Annotated in this window: 16 protein-coding genes; 10 read left to right on the forward strand and 6 right to left on the reverse strand. The window is 71.2% G+C overall.

Annotation, left to right across the window (positions count from 1 at the left end; genetic code table 11):
- The first annotated feature begins 15 nt into the window (after positions 1-15).
- Positions 16-1,107: an FAD-dependent oxidoreductase gene (locus tag ACTWPW_RS04130; protein ID WP_443167984.1), complete on the forward strand. Its 1,092-nt coding sequence runs from the start codon at positions 16-18 to the stop codon at positions 1,105-1,107.
- A gap of 62 nt (positions 1,108-1,169) precedes the next feature.
- Complete coding sequence (locus tag ACTWPW_RS04135; RefSeq protein ID WP_443167985.1) at positions 1,170-2,282, forward strand: aromatic ring-hydroxylating oxygenase subunit alpha; 1,113 nt, start codon at positions 1,170-1,172, stop codon at positions 2,280-2,282.
- Here the strand turns inward: ACTWPW_RS04135 and ACTWPW_RS04140 are convergent.
- Positions 2,252-2,806 carry a DUF1707 SHOCT-like domain-containing protein gene (locus tag ACTWPW_RS04140; protein ID WP_375111158.1) on the reverse strand — a complete coding sequence of 185 codons (555 nt, stop codon included), beginning with the start codon at positions 2,804-2,806 and terminating at the stop codon, positions 2,252-2,254. The genes ACTWPW_RS04135 and ACTWPW_RS04140 overlap by 31 nt on opposite strands.
- A gap of 181 nt (positions 2,807-2,987) precedes the next feature.
- On the opposite strand from ACTWPW_RS04140, the gene ACTWPW_RS04145 reads away from it, so the two are divergent.
- Complete coding sequence (locus ACTWPW_RS04145; protein WP_375111157.1) at positions 2,988-3,920, forward strand: anti-sigma factor RsbA family regulatory protein; 933 nt, start codon at positions 2,988-2,990, stop codon at positions 3,918-3,920.
- A gap of 4 nt (positions 3,921-3,924) precedes the next feature.
- Here the strand turns inward: ACTWPW_RS04145 and ACTWPW_RS04150 are convergent, their stop codons facing one another.
- On the reverse strand, positions 3,925-4,899 hold the full coding sequence (locus ACTWPW_RS04150; RefSeq protein ID WP_443167986.1) for an aldo/keto reductase: 975 nt from the start codon (positions 4,897-4,899) through the stop codon (positions 3,925-3,927).
- On the reverse strand, positions 4,896-5,246 hold the full coding sequence (locus ACTWPW_RS04155; protein ID WP_375111155.1) for a MerR family transcriptional regulator: 351 nt from the start codon (positions 5,244-5,246) through the stop codon (positions 4,896-4,898). Before ACTWPW_RS04155 ends, ACTWPW_RS04150 begins: the two co-directional genes overlap by 4 nt.
- A gap of 214 nt (positions 5,247-5,460) precedes the next feature.
- Between ACTWPW_RS04155 and ACTWPW_RS04160 the strand changes: the two genes are divergently transcribed.
- The 7 genes from ACTWPW_RS04160 (at position 5,461) to ACTWPW_RS04190 (ending at position 11,851) form a co-directional block, all read left to right on the forward strand.
- Positions 5,461-6,081, forward strand: a complete 621-nt coding sequence (locus tag ACTWPW_RS04160; RefSeq protein ID WP_364115659.1) for a DUF998 domain-containing protein — start codon at positions 5,461-5,463, stop codon at positions 6,079-6,081.
- Positions 6,082-6,156: 75 nt separating this feature from the next.
- Entirely contained in the window at positions 6,157-6,618 is a 462-nt protein-coding gene (locus tag ACTWPW_RS04165) for a universal stress protein (RefSeq protein ID WP_375111154.1), read from the forward strand.
- A 67-nt stretch (positions 6,619-6,685) separates the two neighbouring features.
- Positions 6,686-7,963, forward strand: a complete 1,278-nt coding sequence (locus tag ACTWPW_RS04170; RefSeq protein WP_443168026.1) for an APC family permease — start codon at positions 6,686-6,688, stop codon at positions 7,961-7,963.
- A 111-nt stretch (positions 7,964-8,074) separates the two neighbouring features.
- A complete protein-coding gene (metG, locus tag ACTWPW_RS04175) occupies positions 8,075-9,484 on the forward strand; it encodes a methionine--tRNA ligase (protein ID WP_443167987.1) in 1,410 nt (469 codons plus the stop codon).
- Positions 9,485-9,542: 58 nt separating this feature from the next.
- Entirely contained in the window at positions 9,543-10,520 is a 978-nt protein-coding gene (locus ACTWPW_RS04180; protein ID WP_375111152.1) for a phosphotriesterase family protein, read from the forward strand.
- A gap of 41 nt (positions 10,521-10,561) precedes the next feature.
- Complete coding sequence (locus tag ACTWPW_RS04185) at positions 10,562-10,948, forward strand: STAS domain-containing protein (protein ID WP_364115673.1); 387 nt, start codon at positions 10,562-10,564, stop codon at positions 10,946-10,948.
- Positions 10,949-10,957: 9 nt separating this feature from the next.
- Positions 10,958-11,851 (forward strand): sigma-70 family RNA polymerase sigma factor, encoded by an 894-nt coding sequence (locus ACTWPW_RS04190; RefSeq protein ID WP_375111151.1) that lies wholly within the window; start codon positions 10,958-10,960, stop codon positions 11,849-11,851.
- Positions 11,852-12,027: 176 nt separating this feature from the next.
- Here the strand turns inward: ACTWPW_RS04190 and ACTWPW_RS04195 are convergent, their stop codons facing one another.
- The 3 genes from ACTWPW_RS04195 to ACTWPW_RS04205 all read right to left on the reverse strand — a co-directional run bounded on the left by ACTWPW_RS04195 (position 12,028) and on the right by ACTWPW_RS04205 (position 15,144).
- Positions 12,028-12,165 (reverse strand): hypothetical protein, encoded by a 138-nt coding sequence (locus ACTWPW_RS04195; protein ID WP_375111150.1) that lies wholly within the window; start codon positions 12,163-12,165, stop codon positions 12,028-12,030.
- Between the two features lie 32 nt (positions 12,166-12,197).
- Positions 12,198-13,847, reverse strand: a complete 1,650-nt coding sequence (gene ilvD / locus ACTWPW_RS04200; protein ID WP_443167988.1) for a dihydroxy-acid dehydratase — start codon at positions 13,845-13,847, stop codon at positions 12,198-12,200.
- 76 nt (positions 13,848-13,923) lie between these two features.
- The gene (locus ACTWPW_RS04205) at positions 13,924-15,144 is read right to left on the reverse strand and encodes a saccharopine dehydrogenase family protein (RefSeq protein ID WP_443167989.1); all 1,221 of its coding nucleotides are present in this window, start codon (positions 15,142-15,144) and stop codon (positions 13,924-13,926) included.
- Positions 15,145-15,155: the final 11 nt, after the last annotated feature.

Here is a 15,155-nt window from a genome sequence, read left to right on the forward strand (position 1 = left end):
ATATCAGGGGTCGTAATGAGAGTAATCGTCGTCGGCGCGGGCGTCGCGGGGCTCGCCCTGGCGCGCGGCCTGCTCAACGCGGGCCACGAGGCCGAGGTGTACGAGGAGGCACCCGAGCTGCGTACGGCCGGTGGCTCCGTCACGCTCTGGCCCGGCAGCACGGGCATCCTGGAGGACCTCAAGGCCGACTACACCGGCGTCGGGCGCCGGCTGGAGACCCTGGAGTCGTGGGCCGCCGACGGGCGGCGGCTGCTCACCCTGGACCTGACCGTGGCCGAGCGCCGCTACGGCCACCCGGTCGTGCACGTGGCCCGGCACGAGCTGGTCGAGCTGCTCGCCGACGGCGTGCCGGTGACGTACGGGGCGCGGGTCGAGCACGTGGTGCCCGAGCGGGCCGAGGTGCGCCTGGCCGACGGCCGTACGGTGCGGGGCGACGTGCTCGTGGGCGCCGACGGCCGCCGCTCCGTGGTGCGCGCGGCCCTGTGGGGCGACGACCGGGCCCGGCTGAGCCCGTTCGTCACCTGGCAGGGGTTCACGACCATGCCCACCGCGCTGACCGAGGAGCGCAGGGCCGTGATGATCGCCGGCGGGAAGGGCCTGTGCGGGCTGATCCCGGCGGGCCGGGGGCGGCTGCTGTGGTGGTTCGACGTCAGGTCGGCGCCCGGCCGGCCGTTCTGGGCCGACGACCCGGACGTGGTCGACCGGCTGCGCGAGCGGTTCGGCGGCTGGGCGGAGCCGGTGCGCGGCATCCTGGACACGCTCACGGACGTCGACTTCTTCCCGCACCACCGGCAGCCGATCCCCGCCGTCTGGGGCAAGGGCCCGACCACGCTGGCCGGCGACTCCGCGCACACCATGCCGCCCACCATGGCCCAGGGCGCCAACCAGGCGCTGGAGGATGCCTGGCTGCTCTGCCGGTCGATCGGCGACCTGCGGGTTTACGAGCGCGCCCGGTCGAAGGTGGCCCGCCGGCCGTCCCGGCTGGCCGGGACCGAGCTCACCGACATGCAGCGGCCGATCGCGGGGCTGCTGCCCGACGGGCCCATGAGCAAGATGTACGCGGCCATGCTCCGCCGGTACAGCAACTACCTCTTGACAGCCCCCTGAGGCCGTCTGACGATGTCGCATATAGAGCAACTCGGTGCGTAATACGCAACAAGGGGTGTCGGTTGACCACCACGTCGAGCTTGATCTCCACCCTTCCCGGCCGCTCCTACACCGACCCGGAGATCTTCGCCGAGGAACAGGCCAAGATCTTCGAAACTCTCTGGTTCTGCGCGGTCAGGGCCGGGGACGTGCCGAAGCCGGGCGCGTTCAGGACGGTCCAGATCGGCAGGGAGAGCGTGATCGTCGTGCGCGGGCGCGACGGCCGCCTGCGGGCCTTCCTCAACGTCTGCCGGCACCGTGGCGCCCGGTTGTGCCTGGAGGAGGCGGGCGAGGTCAGGAGGACGATCAGGTGCGCGTACCACGCCTGGTCCTACGACCTCGACGGCCGGCTGGCCGCCGCGCCCAACCTTGCCAAGATGCCGGACGTCGACCGCGTGGAGCACGGGCTGGTCCCCGTGCACCTGCGCGAGTGGCTCGGCTACGCCTGGGTGTGCCTGGCCGCGGAGCCGCCCTCGTTCGAGGAGAGCGTGACGTACGCGGCCACCGAGCGCCTCGGCGACCCCGCCGCCATCGAGCACTACCACGTGGACGAGCTGGCCCTCGGCCGCCGCATCGTCTACGACGTCAAGGCCAACTGGAAGCTGCTCGTCGAGAACTTCATGGAGTGCTACCACTGCGCGACCATCCACCCGGAGCTGACCGCCGTGCTGCCGGAGTTCGCGGGCGGGTACGCGGCGCAGTACTACGTCGGCCACGGCGCCGAGTTCGCCGAGCGGGCCGAGGGGTTCACGGTGGACGGCAGCCCCGGGTTCGGCAGGCTGCCCGGCGTGTCCCAGGACCAGGACCGCCGCTATTACGCGATCACCGTCAAGCCCCAGGTGTTCGTCAACCTGGTGCCCGACCACGTGATCCTGCACCGGATGTTCCCCATGGCCGTGGACCGGACCGTGGTGGAGTGCGACTGGCTCTACCACCCCGACGTGGTCGCCTCGGGGGCCGACGTGTCGCTGTCGGTCGAGCTGTTCCACCGGGTCAACGAGCAGGACTTCGACGCCTGCGAGCGGACCCAGCCGGGCATGTCGTCACGGGCCTACCGGGAGGGCGGGGTGCTCGTGCCCAGCGAGCACCACATCTCCCTGTTCCATCAGTGGGTGAACCAGCGCTTGCGCGGGTAGCGCACGGTGAGCCCGCCGTATTTCGCCCGCCCGCTGATCACCACGTTGACGGCGCCGGGCCGCGGCCTGCTCGGCACGTCCGAGGTGGTGGTGCTGCCCCAGTCGCTCTGGAACGCGTCCACGTTCGCCACCGCGCCCTCGGGCAGGATGATCTTGGCGGAGCCGTAGGTGAGGTCGAGCTCGATGTCGACGACCGGATGGGAGACGACGGCCTCGGACAGGTCGAGCTCGACGCTGCCGTATTTCGAGCTCACCCGCAGCTTCCTGGGCACGGCCCAGTCGCCCGAGCGTTTGAGGTTGCCGTTCTTGGACTCCAGCTCGACCACGTCGTTGACCTGGGCCTGATCAACAGGCAGGTCGTCGATGAGGCCCAGCAGGTCGCCGTAGGTCTTCGCGGTCAGGGCGATCTCGAGCCGGTCCTCGAGCTCCAGCTGGTTGAGGCGGCCCTCGGCGAACGCGCGCTGCAGCTGCTGCGCGGTGCGCTCCCGGTCCTCCTCGGAGACCCGCATCTGCAATTCCGACATGTCCTGAGCATAGGTTCGTGGCGCTCAGAACGGGAGGCGGCGGCCGGAAGGCGTGCGGAGATCGAGCGGGATCTGACGGGGTCCGGGGCGGGGGCGGCGGATGACCTGGACTCTCTTCACAACATATTAGGTACCCAGAGGATTGCCTTGAAGTCATCGTCCTTGGGTAGCGTGAGGGCTGATGCTGGCAGAACCGTTCGTTCACCCGGCGCTCTTCTATCGGGGCGACCGGGAATACGTGGCTGCCACCACGGCATTCATCCGCGCGGGGCTGGCCGCGGGCGAGCCCGTCGCGGTCGCCGTCCCCGGCGCGAATCTGGCGCTGATCGCGGCCGCGCTCGGCCGGGCGGCCGGTGACGTGCTCCTGCTCGACATGACGGAGGCCGGGCGCAACCCCGGGCGGATCATCCCCGGCGTGCTGCGCGCCTTCGCCGACCGGCATCCCGACCACCACGTGCGGATCATCGGCGAGCCGATCTGGCCCGGCCGCACCGCGACCGAATATCCCGCCTGCGCCCAGCACGAGGCGCTGATCAACCTGTCGTTCACCGGCCGGAGGGTGACGATCCTGTGCCCGTACGACGCCGTGAACCTGACCGCGGAGGTCATCGGCGAGGCGGCGCGGACCCATCCCGTGCTACGCGACGTCTCGGGGGAGTGGGCGAGCGCCGACTACGCGCCCGAGCTGGTGGTCGACGGGCACAACCGGCCGCTCGACGAGCCGGAGAAGAGCGTCTCGCTGCGCTTCGACCACACCAACCTGTCGGCGGTGCGGATCCTGGCGGCCCAGGAGGCCGCCGTGATGGGGTTCGACGGTGACCGCCTCGACGACATCCGGCTGGCGGTGGCCGAGCTCGGCGCCAACAGCCTCGATCACGGCGGCGGGTCGGGCCTGCTCCGGGTGTGGGCCGAGGGCAGCCGGCTGGTCTGCGAGATCAGCGACTCCGGCCACATCACCGACCCGCTGGTGGGCCGCAGGCCGGTCGATCCGCGCGACGCGGGCTCGCGCGGCCTGCTGATCGTCAACCTCCTCAGCGATCTCGTACGCATCCACACCCGGGCCGGCACGACCTCGATCCGCGTCTACTTCGACGCCCACCGGCACGAGCGGTGAGCGGTCAGAGCTCGACCTCTCCCATGCTGGGGTAGCGGGGCCCGCGCACGGCGTCCGCGGGCACGGCGGTCACCAGCGCGTCGAGCTGTTCCGGCGTCAGTGTCACGTCGGCCGCGGCGGCGTTCTCCTCCAGATATTTCAGCCGCTTCGTGCCCGGGATCGGCACGATGTCCTCGCCCTGGGCCAGCAGCCAGGCCAGGGAGATCTGGGCCGCCGTGAGGCCGGCGTCGTCGGCGACCTTCTTCACCTCGGCCGCCAGCGCCCTGTTGTGCTCGGCGTTCTCGCCCGTGTTGCGCGGCATGTGGCGCCGGAAGTCGTCGGCGGGCAGCTCCTCGGCGCTCGGCATCGTGGCCGAGAGCAGGCCGCGGCTGATCGGCGAGTACGCGACCAGCCCGATCCCCAGCTCCCTGGCCGTCGGGAGGATCTCCGCCTCCAGGCCCCTGGTGAACAGCGAGTACTCGCTCTGCAGGGCCGCGATCGGGTGCACGGAGGAGGCCCTGCGCAGGGTGTCCGCGCTCACCTCCGACAGGCCGAGGTGGCCCACCTTGCCGGCGCGGACCAGCTCCGCCATGGCCCCGACCGACTCCTCGACGGGCACGTCGGGGTTGCGGCGGTGCATGTAGTAGAGGTCGATGTGGTCCACGCCGAGGCGCCGGAGGGAGGCGTCGCAGGCGGCCCTGATGTACTCAGGGTTGTTCTCGACCGTACGGGTGCCGCCCTCGCGCTTGATGCCGAACTTGGTGGCCAGCACCACCTCGCCGCGGCGGTCCTTGGTGGCCCGGCCGACCAGCTCCTCGTTGGCCCCCTTGCCGTACATGTCAGCGGTGTCCAGAAAATTCATGCCAAGGTCGAGGGCGCGGTGAATGACGGCGATAGATTCCTTCTCGTCGCCCTGGCCGTAGAACTCGGACATGCCCATGCAGCCGAGACCGAGAGCCGAGACCTGGAGCCCGTCCTTGCCCAGCGTGCGCCTGTTCATGAAAGCCCCCTGTACGAGTCGATCTTCGTGTCCAGCACCTTCAGGTCCTGGGTGAGCTCGGCGATCCTGGACCGGACGCGCTCCCGGTGCAGCTCCAGCATCTCCCGGCGCTCGTCCGAGGTCTCCTCGCCCTTGCGCCGCAGCTCCGCGTAGCGGCACATGTCGGCGATCGGCATGCCGGTCGTGCGCAGCTTGGTGAGGAAGTCCAGCCACCGGAGGTCGCTCTCGGCGTAGTCGCGGTGCCCGCTGCTGTTGCGGCCGACGGAGTGGATGAGCCCGATACGCTCGTAGTAGCGCAGCGTGTGAGCGCTCAGGCCCGACCGCTGCGCGGCCTCCTGGATCGTCATGCGTCCAGGTTCACCCTTCGAGTGCGCTCTAAGTCAAATCCGGGGCGGCCCACCACCCCCACCCTGAGGGGGCAGACCCTACCCAGGGTCACGAACGCGCAGGTGGGCGGCCCATCTCAGGGAAGTCCCAGACCAAGGTATTAGGGGTTCCTTCAGGGCCGGTTCGGGCCGATCTCCGATGTTCGCAAAGCTCGCGTTCCACGAGCTTTGAGGCATGAAGGAATTGCTCGTCAGTGGGTTCGCGGCCATCGGCGCCGGCACCGGCGCCATGCTCACTTTGCACGCCGGATCGGACCTGGACCCGTTGCACAGTGTGATCAGCGAGTACGTCTGGCAGTCGGCCGGCTGGCTGCTGCCCGCCTCGCTGACGTTGTTCGCCGTGGGCTCCGCGCTGATCGCCGAGGCGCTGCGCCGGGCCGGCATGAGCCGCTGGATCGTCGCGCTGCTGCTGGCGTGGGGGGTGAGCATGTTCCTGATCGGGGCCTTCCCCACCGACCGTCCCGGGGTGCCGCTGTCGATGTCGGGCGGCATCCACCGCTACGCCGCCTTCGCCGCCTTCCTGGTGATGCCGGTGGCGGGGCTGCTGCTGGCCAGGGCCCGGATCCGGTACGCGAAGGCGGTGCGGATCCTCAGCGGGCTGGCCCTGGGCGCGCTGCTGCTGGTCGTGATCCCGTACGTGGTGCGCATGTTCGGCATCCCGCTGACCAACGACGACATCCCGGCGGGCCTGACCCAGCGGGCCGTGGTCGTCACCGAGCTGGGCGTGCTGGCGCTGGCCGGGCTGTCGATGCTCAGGCCGTCGGCCCGGCGGGGCGTGGCGCCGGCCCTGGCCTGACGCGTCGCCAGGCGTGAAACCCGCTGCTCAGGAAAGAGGTAGGTCCCCTACCCCTACCTCTTGGGAGTGGCTGAGATGACGATTCTGATCGCGTACGACGGTTCCGACGACGCCAAGGCCGCGATCGCCTTCGCGGGCCGGATGTTCCGCGGCAGGCCCGCGGTCGTGCTGACGGTGTGGGAGCGGGTGGCGATGACCTCGACCAGGGCCTCGGCCGGGCTCATGGTGGCCATCGACCAGTCGGGAGTCGAGGACGAGGCGATCGGGCAGGCGATGCGGGAGCTGGCCCAGCACGGCGCGGAGCTGGCCCGGCAGGAGGGCCTGGACGCGACGCCCCGCTGCGACGTGGACTCCGTGGCCGTCTGGTCGACGATCGTGGACGTGGCCGACGAGCTGGCGGCCGAGCTCATCGTGACCGGCACCAGAGGGCTGGGCGGGGTGCGCTCGCTGCTGCTCGGCAGCACGTCGGACCGGGTGCTGCACCACGCCCACCGGCCGGTCCTGGTGGTCCCCGCCCCGGAGAAGCGCGCCGAGTAGCTCCACCCGAGCGTTCACCTGGCCGTTGGTGCGGACTGTCGGCCGCGTGCGGCAGAGTGGGTGCCTCCTGGGTGTGCGAGAGGGGGCGGAAGCGTTGCCGGAGGAGCTGGCGCGGCGGCTGGGGACCACCGACGCGGTGGTCGTGGGGCTGAGCGCGATGATCGGCGCGGGGGTGTTCGCCGCCTTCGCCCCCGCCGCCGCGGCCGCGGGCCACTGGCTGCTGCTGTCGCTCGCCCTCGCCGCGGTCGTGGCCTACTGCAACGCCACCTCCTCGGCCCGCCTGGCCGCCCTCTATCCCGAGTCGGGCGGCACATACGTCTACGGCCGGCGGCGGCTCGGCCCGCTGTGGGGCTACCTGGCGGGCTGGGGCTTCACGGTCGGCAAGACCGCCTCCTGCGCGGCCATGGCCCTCACGTTCGGCGCCTACGTCCTGCCCGGGCTGGAGCGGCCGCTGGCCGTCGCCGCGGTGGCCGCGCTGACGCTGCTCAACCTGTTCGGGGTGCAGCGCTCGGCGGGCCTGGCCCGGGTGATCGTGGCCTTCGTGCTGGCCGTGCTGGCCGTGGTGATCGTGGCCGGGTTGTTCGGCGATGACAGGGTGTCGTTCGTCACGTACGTGGCGGCCCCCGCGCAGTCGTACGACATGTGGGGGGTGTTGCAGGGAGCCGGGCTGCTGTTCTTCGCCTTCGCCGGATATGCCAGGATCGCCACCCTCGGCGAGGAGGTGCGCGACCCCGCCCGCACCATTCCCCGGGCCGTCAGCATCGCGCTCGGCATCACGCTCGTCGTCTACACGCTGGTCGCCCTGGCCGCGCTGCGCGCGCTCAAGCCCGAGCTGCTCGCCACGGCCAAGGCGCCGCTGGCCGACGTGGTCGGCGAGGCCGGGTTCGGCTGGCTGGCGCCCGTGGTGGGGGCCGGGGCCGCGGTGGCGGCGCTGGGCGCGCTGCTGGCGCTGCTGCTCGGCGTCTCCCGCACGGTGCTGGCCATGTCGCGCGAGCGGGACCTGCCCGGCGTGCTGGCCGTCGTGGACCCGGTGCGGCAGGTGCCCAGGAGGGCCGAGCTCGCGGTCGGCGGCGCCGTGATCGTCCTGCTGCTCGTGGCCGACCTGCGGGAGGCGATCGGGTTCTCCTCGTTCGGCGTGCTGGTCTACTACGCCATCGCCAATGCCAGCGCCTTCACGCTGCGCCGCGACGAGGGCGCGCCGCACCGCGCCGTCCCGGTGGTCGGGCTGGCGCTGTGCCTGCTGCTGGCGGCCACGCTGCCGGTGGCGTCGGTGGTGGCGGGGCTGGCGGTGTTCGCGGCCGGAGTGGTGATCTATCTGGTCCGGAGGCGTACGATGGGCGCATGACGACGTGCCTGGCGATGATGGCCCCCTAGGGGGTTTCACTCGGCACGTCCACGTTGAGGCCCTGCTAGCCGGGGCCTCTCGTCGTGTCCGGGGCCCCTCGGGAGGCATCCGATGTACATCACGACGACCATCCCCTACGTCAACGCCCGGCCCCATCTCGGGTTCGCGCTGGAGCTCGTCCAGGCCGACGTGCTGGCCAGGCACCACCGGCGGCGCGGCGAGCCCGTACGGTTCCAGACCGGCACCGACGACAACTCGCTGAAGAACGTGCTGGCCGCCGAGGCCGAGGGCGTGCCGGTGCGGGAGCTGGTGGACCGGAACGCGGCCGAGTTCGAGGCGCTGCGGGGGACGCTGGACCTGTCCTTCGACTCCTTCGTCAGGACCAGCGCCCATCCCGGCCACCGCGCCGGGGTCGAGCGGATCTGGCGGGAGACCGCGCACGACCTCTACCAGCGCCACTACGAGGGGCTCTACTGCGTGGGCTGCGAGCAGTTCTACCCGGAGGGCCCCTGCCCGGACGGGCACGAGGCGCCGCTGCAGCGGGTGTCGGAGGAGAACTGGTTCTTCCGGCTCTCCCGCTACCAGGAGGAGCTGCTCGACCTCATCGGGAGCGGGCGGCTGACGATCGAGCCCGCCGCGCGGCGCAACGAGGTGCTGGCCTTCGTCGGGGCGGGGCTGGACGACATCAGCGTCTCCCGGTCGGCCACGAGGGCCAGGGGGTGGGGGATCCCGGTGCCCGGCGACCCCGACCAGGTGGTCTACGTGTGGTGGGACGCGCTGGCGAACTACATCACCGCGCTCGACGGCGGCGGCTACGAGCGCTGGTGGGTCCGCGAGCCGGCCAAGGTGCACCTCATGGGCAAGGGGGTGATCCGGTTCCACGCGGTGTACTGGCCGGCGATGCTGCTGTCCGCCGGGCGGCCGCTGCCCACGTCGATCTTCGTGCACGACTACCTCACCGCCGGCGGGCGCAAGATCAGCAAGTCGTCGGGGAACAGCGCCGACCCGGCGGCGCTCGTGGCTGCGTACGGGGTCGACGCCGTGCGGTGGTGGCTGCTGCGCGAGGTGCCGCGCGTGGGCGACGCCGACTTCACCGAGGCGCGGCTGGTCGCCCGGTACGACGAGGACCTCGCCAACGGCCTGGGGAACCTGGTCAACCGGGTCGCCACCATGGTCTGCCGCTTCCTGGACGGCCACGTGCCGCCCGCCGGTGAGCCGCTGGTGGAGGTTCGGGTGGACGAGGCGCTGGCGGCCTTCGACTTCCGGCGGGCGGCGCTGGCCGTGTGGGAGATCGTCGAGGCGGCCAACAAGCACATCGAGCGGACCCGGCCGTGGCAGCAGCCGCGACGGGAGCAGGAGGCGTCGCTGGGCAGGCTGGTGCACGCCTGCCGGGCGCTGGCCGTACAGCTGGAGCCCTTCCTGCCGACAGCGGCGGCGCGCGTGGCGGCGGCGGTGGGCGGGGAGCGGTTGTCGCGGCCCGCGCCGCTGTTTCCCCGGCTCCTCCCACGGCGCGCCGGTTGACGGGGGTTCGTGCGGGCGCCTAGGTTGGCCCGACAGACCGACCGGTATGGAGGCGTGGATGCCCACCGTCGAGACCCTTCGCGGCCCCGTGGACGTCGACGAGCTCGGGCAGACGCTGATGCACGAGCACGTCTTCGTGGTGGCCACCGAGCACCTGGAGAACTACGGCAAGGGTGCCTGGTGGGACGAGGAACACCGGGTGGCGGACGCGGTCACCAAGCTCGACGCGGTGACCGCGAAGGGCGTGCGGACGATCGTCGACCCGACGGTGTGGGGGCTGGGCCGGCACATCCCGCGCGTCCAGCGGGTCGCCGAGCAGGTGCCCGGCCTCAACATCATCGTCGCCACCGGCATCTACGCCTACCTGGAGATGCCCCACACCTACAACTTCCGCGGGCCCGGGCTGATCATCGACGGCCCGGACCCGATGATCGACGACTTCGTCCGCGACCTGACCGAGGGCATCGCCGACACCGGGGTGAAGGCGGCCTTCCTCAAGTGCGCGGTCGAGACGAAGGCGCTCACGCCCGGCGTCGAGCGCATCTGCCGGTCGGTCGCGCGGGCGCACGTACGGACGGGCGCGCCGATCACCGTCCACACGAACGCCCTGGAGAACAGCGGGATCGTCGCGCTCGACCTGTTCGCCAAGGAGGGGGTCGACCTCACGAAGGTGGTCGTCGGGCACGCGGGCGACAGCAACGACCTCGACTACCTCATGCGCCTGGCCGACACCGGCGCCATCCTCGGGATGGACCGTTTCGGTCTGGACGTCTACAACCCGACCGCGCAGCGCGTGGCCACGATCGCGGCGCTCTGCCAGCGGGGATACGCCGATCGCATGGTGCTGAGCCACGACACGGCCTGCTTCATGGACTATTTCGGCGGTGCCTGGGACGAGACCCGAAGCACGCTGGCGCCGAACTGGCGCTACGATCACATTCACGACGATGTCTTGGCCGCACTGCTGGACTCGGGTGTGACCGATGACCAGATTGAGCAGATGCTGGTGTTCAACCCGAAGCGCTACTTCTCGTAAAGTAGTTGGATCGGGTGAGCAACGCGGGTAGGTGGAGCTGGGTGACTTCGGAGCAGGCCTTGTCGATAAGCCTCGGGCTCCAGGGACCCTGCGTCATCGCGCGGCTGACGGGGGACTTCGACTTCGGCTCCGCCGCGGAGGTCCGCGACCGCGTCACCAAGGCGCTCGACCTCACCCAGCCGCCGATGCTCGTCATCGACATGCAGGCGGTCAGCGTCTGCGACTCCTCCGGCCTGTCGGTGCTGGTCTACCTGCACAAGGCGGTCACCGCCTCCGGCGGGCGGCTGCTGCTGTCCGGGCTCAACGGCCGGTGCAAGCACCTGTTCGCGATCACGGCGCTGGACAAGTTCTTCGATATCCGCACCACGGCCGAGCTGGCCATCGCAGAACTCAACGAACCGGGGAATTCGCCGCCGTTTACCGGGTAGTCCCCGTGCATGTCGGCCGATGAGCCCGATCTGCTCGGTACGTACCTCGAACAGATCGGAAAGACCCCCTTGCTCTCCGCCGCGGACGAAGTGGATCTCGCCCGGCGGATCGAGGCAGGCCTGTACGCGGGCCATCTGATCGAGCGTGGTGAGGGCACGCCAGAACTCGAACGCGTCGCACTCGACGGGCGGCGCGCCAAGGACCTGCTGATCAGGTCCAACCTCCGGCTGGTGGTGGCCGCCGCCAGGCGCTACTCCTACCGGGGGCTGCCGCTGCTCGACATCATCCAGGAGGGGAATCTCGGACTGATCAGGGCGGTCGAGAAGTTCGACTACACGCGGGGATACAAGTTCTCCACGTACGGGATGTGGTGGATCCGGCAGGCCATCGAGCGCGGCATCCACGACAAGAGCCGTACCGTGCGGTTGCCGATCCACGTCGCGGAGGAGCTGTCCCGGCTCATCCGGGTCGAGCGGCAGCTCGCCGCCGAGCTGGGCCGCGAGCCGACGGACGCCGAGCTGGGCGAGGCGGCCGAGCGGTCGCCTCAGCAGGTCTCGGCGTTACGCCGGCTCGGCCAGGAGATGGTCAGCCTGGACATCCCGGTGGGGGAGCACGGCGAGGGCCGGATGGGCGACCTGATCGCCGACGAGGACGGGCTGCAGGTGCAGGAGCTCACGGAGCTCCGCGCCCTCAGCGCCGAGCTGAACCAGGTGGTCACGACGCTGCCGCCGCGGGAGGCGTTCGTGATCAGGCTCCGGTACGGCCTGGCCGGTCACCGGGCGCAGAGCTACACCGAGATCGCGGAGCAGCTCGGTCTCACCAGGGAGCGGATCCGGCAGCTGGAGAAGCAGGCGTTGAGACGGCTCAGGCAAGGGGGGCCGCTGCTGGCGTGGGCTTCGTGAACGGAAACGGCGCCGAAACAGGGGACGGGATTGGATCTCCCCGAACGGCCGGTGGCGGGAGACGCGCGACACGGGACCTGGGAGGTCCTGCCAGAGGGCCGCTACCGGCCGTTCACCATGCAGGCATTACCGGTGAGATGCGGGCAGGGGCCGTGCCGTGGCTCGGCCCCTGACGCTCACGCGGTGACGAGGAGCGCTACCCCGATCAGCACCACGACCGGGACGACCCACATCACGGCCTCGACAGCGAACTCCTTGTACATCGCGCAGGTCTCCTTCAGGTGAGGGGCACGGGAAACGTCACTGCGCAGCATAGCCGTCCCCGCGACCTGTCCGATCCAGGGCCTCAGGCCGTGACCGCGCCGTCGGCGGCGGAGCCGACCGTGGCCACGTACTTGGTCAGCACCCCCCGCTCCACCGCCCGGTCCGGGCGGCGCCACGCGGCCCGCCGGCGGGCCAGCTCCTCCTCCGGCACCAGCAGGTCGAGGGTTCCGGCCGCGCTGTCGATCACCACCGTGTCGCCGTCGTGCACCAGCGCGATCGGCCCGCCGTGGTACGCCTCCGGCGCCACGTGCCCGATCACCAGCCCGTGGGAGACCCCGCTGAAGCGGCCGTCGGTGACCAGTGCCACCGAGGAGCCGAGCCCCCGGCCGACGAGGGGGCCGGTGATCGAGAGCATCTCGCGCATGCCGGGGCCGCCCGCCGGGCCCTCGTACCGGACCACGATGACGTCGCCGGCCACGATCCGGCCCTCCTGGATGGCGACGTAGCAGTCGTTCTCCGAGTCGAACACCCTGGCTGGCCCCTCGTGGCGGAAGTCGTCCTTGCCGCCCAGTTTGAGCACGCAGCCGTCGGGCGCGAGCGAGCCGCGCAGGATGGCCAGCGCGCCGCGCCGCTTGAACGGCTCCTCCGCGCTCGCCACCACCTGCTGGCCGGGCGTCTCCCGCGCGTCCGCCGCCACGCCGGCGAGGGTGCGGCCGTCCACCAGCGTGACGTTCTCGCGCAGCAGCCCCGCTTCCAGCAGGCGGCGCACCACCAGCGAGGTGCCGCCGGCCCGCCACAGGTCGAGCGCCGTGTGGTCGCCGCCGCTGGGCTTGAGCCCGGTGATGATCGGGACCTCGCGGCAGACCTCGCCGATCCGGTCGATCTCCAGGGGCAGCCCCGCCTCGCGGGCGATGGCCAGCAGGTGCAGGACGGCGTTCGTGGAGCCGCCCATGGCCGCCACCGACACGATCGCGTTGTGCAGGGCGTCCTCGGTGAGCACGCGCGAGGGGCGGGCGTCGCGGGCCAGCGCCTCCATGGCGATCTCGCCCACGCGTCGGGCCGCGGCGTTCTTCTCCTCCGCCACCGCGGGGATGTCGCCCACGCCGAACGGCGCCAGGCCGAGGAAGTCGGCGACCGCGCCCATGGTGTTGGCGGTGTACTGGGCGGCGCAGGTGCCGGCGCCCGGGCAGGCGTGCCTGGCCAGGTCGTCCAGGTCGGCCTGGTCCATCCGGCCGACCTCGCGCTCGCCGAGCGCCTCCCACATGTCCTGGATGGTGACGTCGCGCCCGCGCCAGCGGCCGGGCATCATGCTGCCGCTGTAGAGGACCACCGACGGCACGTCCAGCCGGGCCAGCGCCATGATCGCGGCGGGCACGGTCTTGTCGCAGCCGACGATCGCCACCAGCGCGTCGAACCCGTGCGCGCGGCCCATGAGCTCGATCGAGTCGGCGATGACCTCACGGCTGATCAGTGACGTGCGCATGCCGGGCGTGTGCATGGTGAGGTTGTCGGACACCGCGATGGTGTTGAACTCCATCGGCAGGCCGCCCGCCGCCCGCACCCCCTCGGCCACGTGGGCGGCCAACTCGCGGTGGGTCAGGTTGCACGGCATGGTGCCGGTCCAGGTGGAGGCGATGCCGACCACAGGGCGGCGCATCTCCTCCTCCGACATGCCCATGGCGTACAGATGGGAGCGGGCCGGTGCGCGGTCGGGATCGTCGGCGATGCTCAAAGGGATTCCTCCGATGTACGGTTCTCGGCACCTCAATGATCCAGTGCCCGGTTTCACCGGTGGTCCCCGGCCCCCCTCACTGCTCGCGCATGCCCCACGGTGAGCCGTACTCGACCAGGAGGTCCAGGAACGGCCGCGGCTCGAACGCCTCCGGCCCCAGCACGCCCGCGCCCGTCCAGGCCCCGCTCGCCAGCAGCTCCAGGGCGATCACCGGGTTGACCGCGGTCTGCCAGACCACGGCCTGGGAGCCGTACTCGCGCATCGACCACTGGTTGTCCACCACGTGGTAGAGGTACACCTCGCGCGCCTGCCCGTCCTTGACGCCCTTCACCCAGGTGCCGGCGCAGGTCTTGCCGTGCATGCGGTCGCCGAGCTCGGCCGGGTCGGGCAGCACGGCGGCGACCACGTCACGCGGGGACACCCGGGCGGTGCCCTGGTCGGTCCTGACCGCGACCGGCTCGGTGCGGTCGACGCCCAGCGCGTGCAGGGTCTTCAGGGTGCCGATGAACTCCTCGCCGAGGCCGTACTTGAACGTCACCCGCTGCGCCGGGATCCAGCGGGGCACGAGCACGACTTCCTCGTGCTCGACGTTCACGCACTCCACGGGGCCGATCCCGTCGGGGAAGTCGAAGATCTCGGGCTCGCTGAACGGCTCCGTGGTGTACCAGCCGCGGGCCTTCTCGTAGATGAGCGGCGGGTTGAGGCACTCCTCGATGGTGGTCCAGATGGAGAAGGAGGGGGCGAAGTCGTAGCCGTCGACGGTGAGGTTCGCGCCGTCCCTGATGCCGATCTCCTCGATCTCGTCGAACAGCTCGTCGGCGGCGTAGCGGGCGAAGACGTCGGCCAGGCCGGGCTCCACGCCCATGCCGACCAGCGCCAGCCTGCCCTTCGTGGCCCACTCGGGCGCGCGGGCGAACTGCTCGTCGCCCAGCATGACGCCCACCTCCTCGTACGGGCGGTCGGGGTGCGGCTTGGACATGGACATGGCCATGTCGAGGTAGTCGGCCCCCGCCGTGAGCGCCGCGTCGAACAGCGGCAGCACGAAACGCGGGTCGGTGGCGTTGAGCAGGACGTCGCAGCGGTGCTCGGTCAGCAACTCGGCGACGGCCCCGGCGTCGGCGGCGTCGATCTTGACCGGGGTGAACCGGCCGGCGGACTCGCCCAGCGCGGCGACGGCCGCCTTGGCGCGGGGAAGGTCGTAGTCGGCGACCACCATGTGCTCGAAGAACGGGCGGCGGGCGGCGATCCGGGTGATGGCGGTTCCCACGCCGCCGGCTCCCACAAGAAGGATACGCATGACGATAAATC

The organism is Nonomuraea sp. KM90 (genome assembly GCF_052246675.1).
GTDB lineage: Bacteria > Actinomycetota > Actinomycetes > Streptosporangiales > Streptosporangiaceae > Nonomuraea.

Coding starts and splice junctions, on each gene's coding strand:
- metG (WP_443167987.1), top strand. CDS start 8,075: ATGTACATCACGACGACCATCCCCTACGTCAACGCCCGGCCCCATCTC.
- ACTWPW_RS04130 (WP_443167984.1), top strand. CDS start 16: ATGAGAGTAATCGTCGTCGGCGCGGGCGTCGCGGGGCTCGCCCTGGCG.
- ACTWPW_RS04190 (WP_375111151.1), top strand. CDS start 10,958: ATGTCGGCCGATGAGCCCGATCTGCTCGGTACGTACCTCGAACAGATC.
- ACTWPW_RS04155 (WP_375111155.1), bottom strand. CDS start 5,246: ATGACGATCCAGGAGGCCGCGCAGCGGTCGGGCCTGAGCGCTCACACG.
- ACTWPW_RS04180 (WP_375111152.1), top strand. CDS start 9,543: ATGCCCACCGTCGAGACCCTTCGCGGCCCCGTGGACGTCGACGAGCTC.
- ACTWPW_RS04165 (WP_375111154.1), top strand. CDS start 6,157: ATGACGATTCTGATCGCGTACGACGGTTCCGACGACGCCAAGGCCGCG.
- ACTWPW_RS04150 (WP_443167986.1), bottom strand. CDS start 4,899: ATGAACAGGCGCACGCTGGGCAAGGACGGGCTCCAGGTCTCGGCTCTC.
- ACTWPW_RS04140 (WP_375111158.1), bottom strand. CDS start 2,806: ATGTCGGAATTGCAGATGCGGGTCTCCGAGGAGGACCGGGAGCGCACC.
- ACTWPW_RS04205 (WP_443167989.1), bottom strand. CDS start 15,144: ATGCGTATCCTTCTTGTGGGAGCCGGCGGCGTGGGAACCGCCATCACC.
- ACTWPW_RS04145 (WP_375111157.1), top strand. CDS start 2,988: ATGCTGGCAGAACCGTTCGTTCACCCGGCGCTCTTCTATCGGGGCGAC.
- ACTWPW_RS04160 (WP_364115659.1), top strand. CDS start 5,461: ATGAAGGAATTGCTCGTCAGTGGGTTCGCGGCCATCGGCGCCGGCACC.
- ACTWPW_RS04195 (WP_375111150.1), bottom strand. CDS start 12,165: ATGCTGCGCAGTGACGTTTCCCGTGCCCCTCACCTGAAGGAGACCTGC.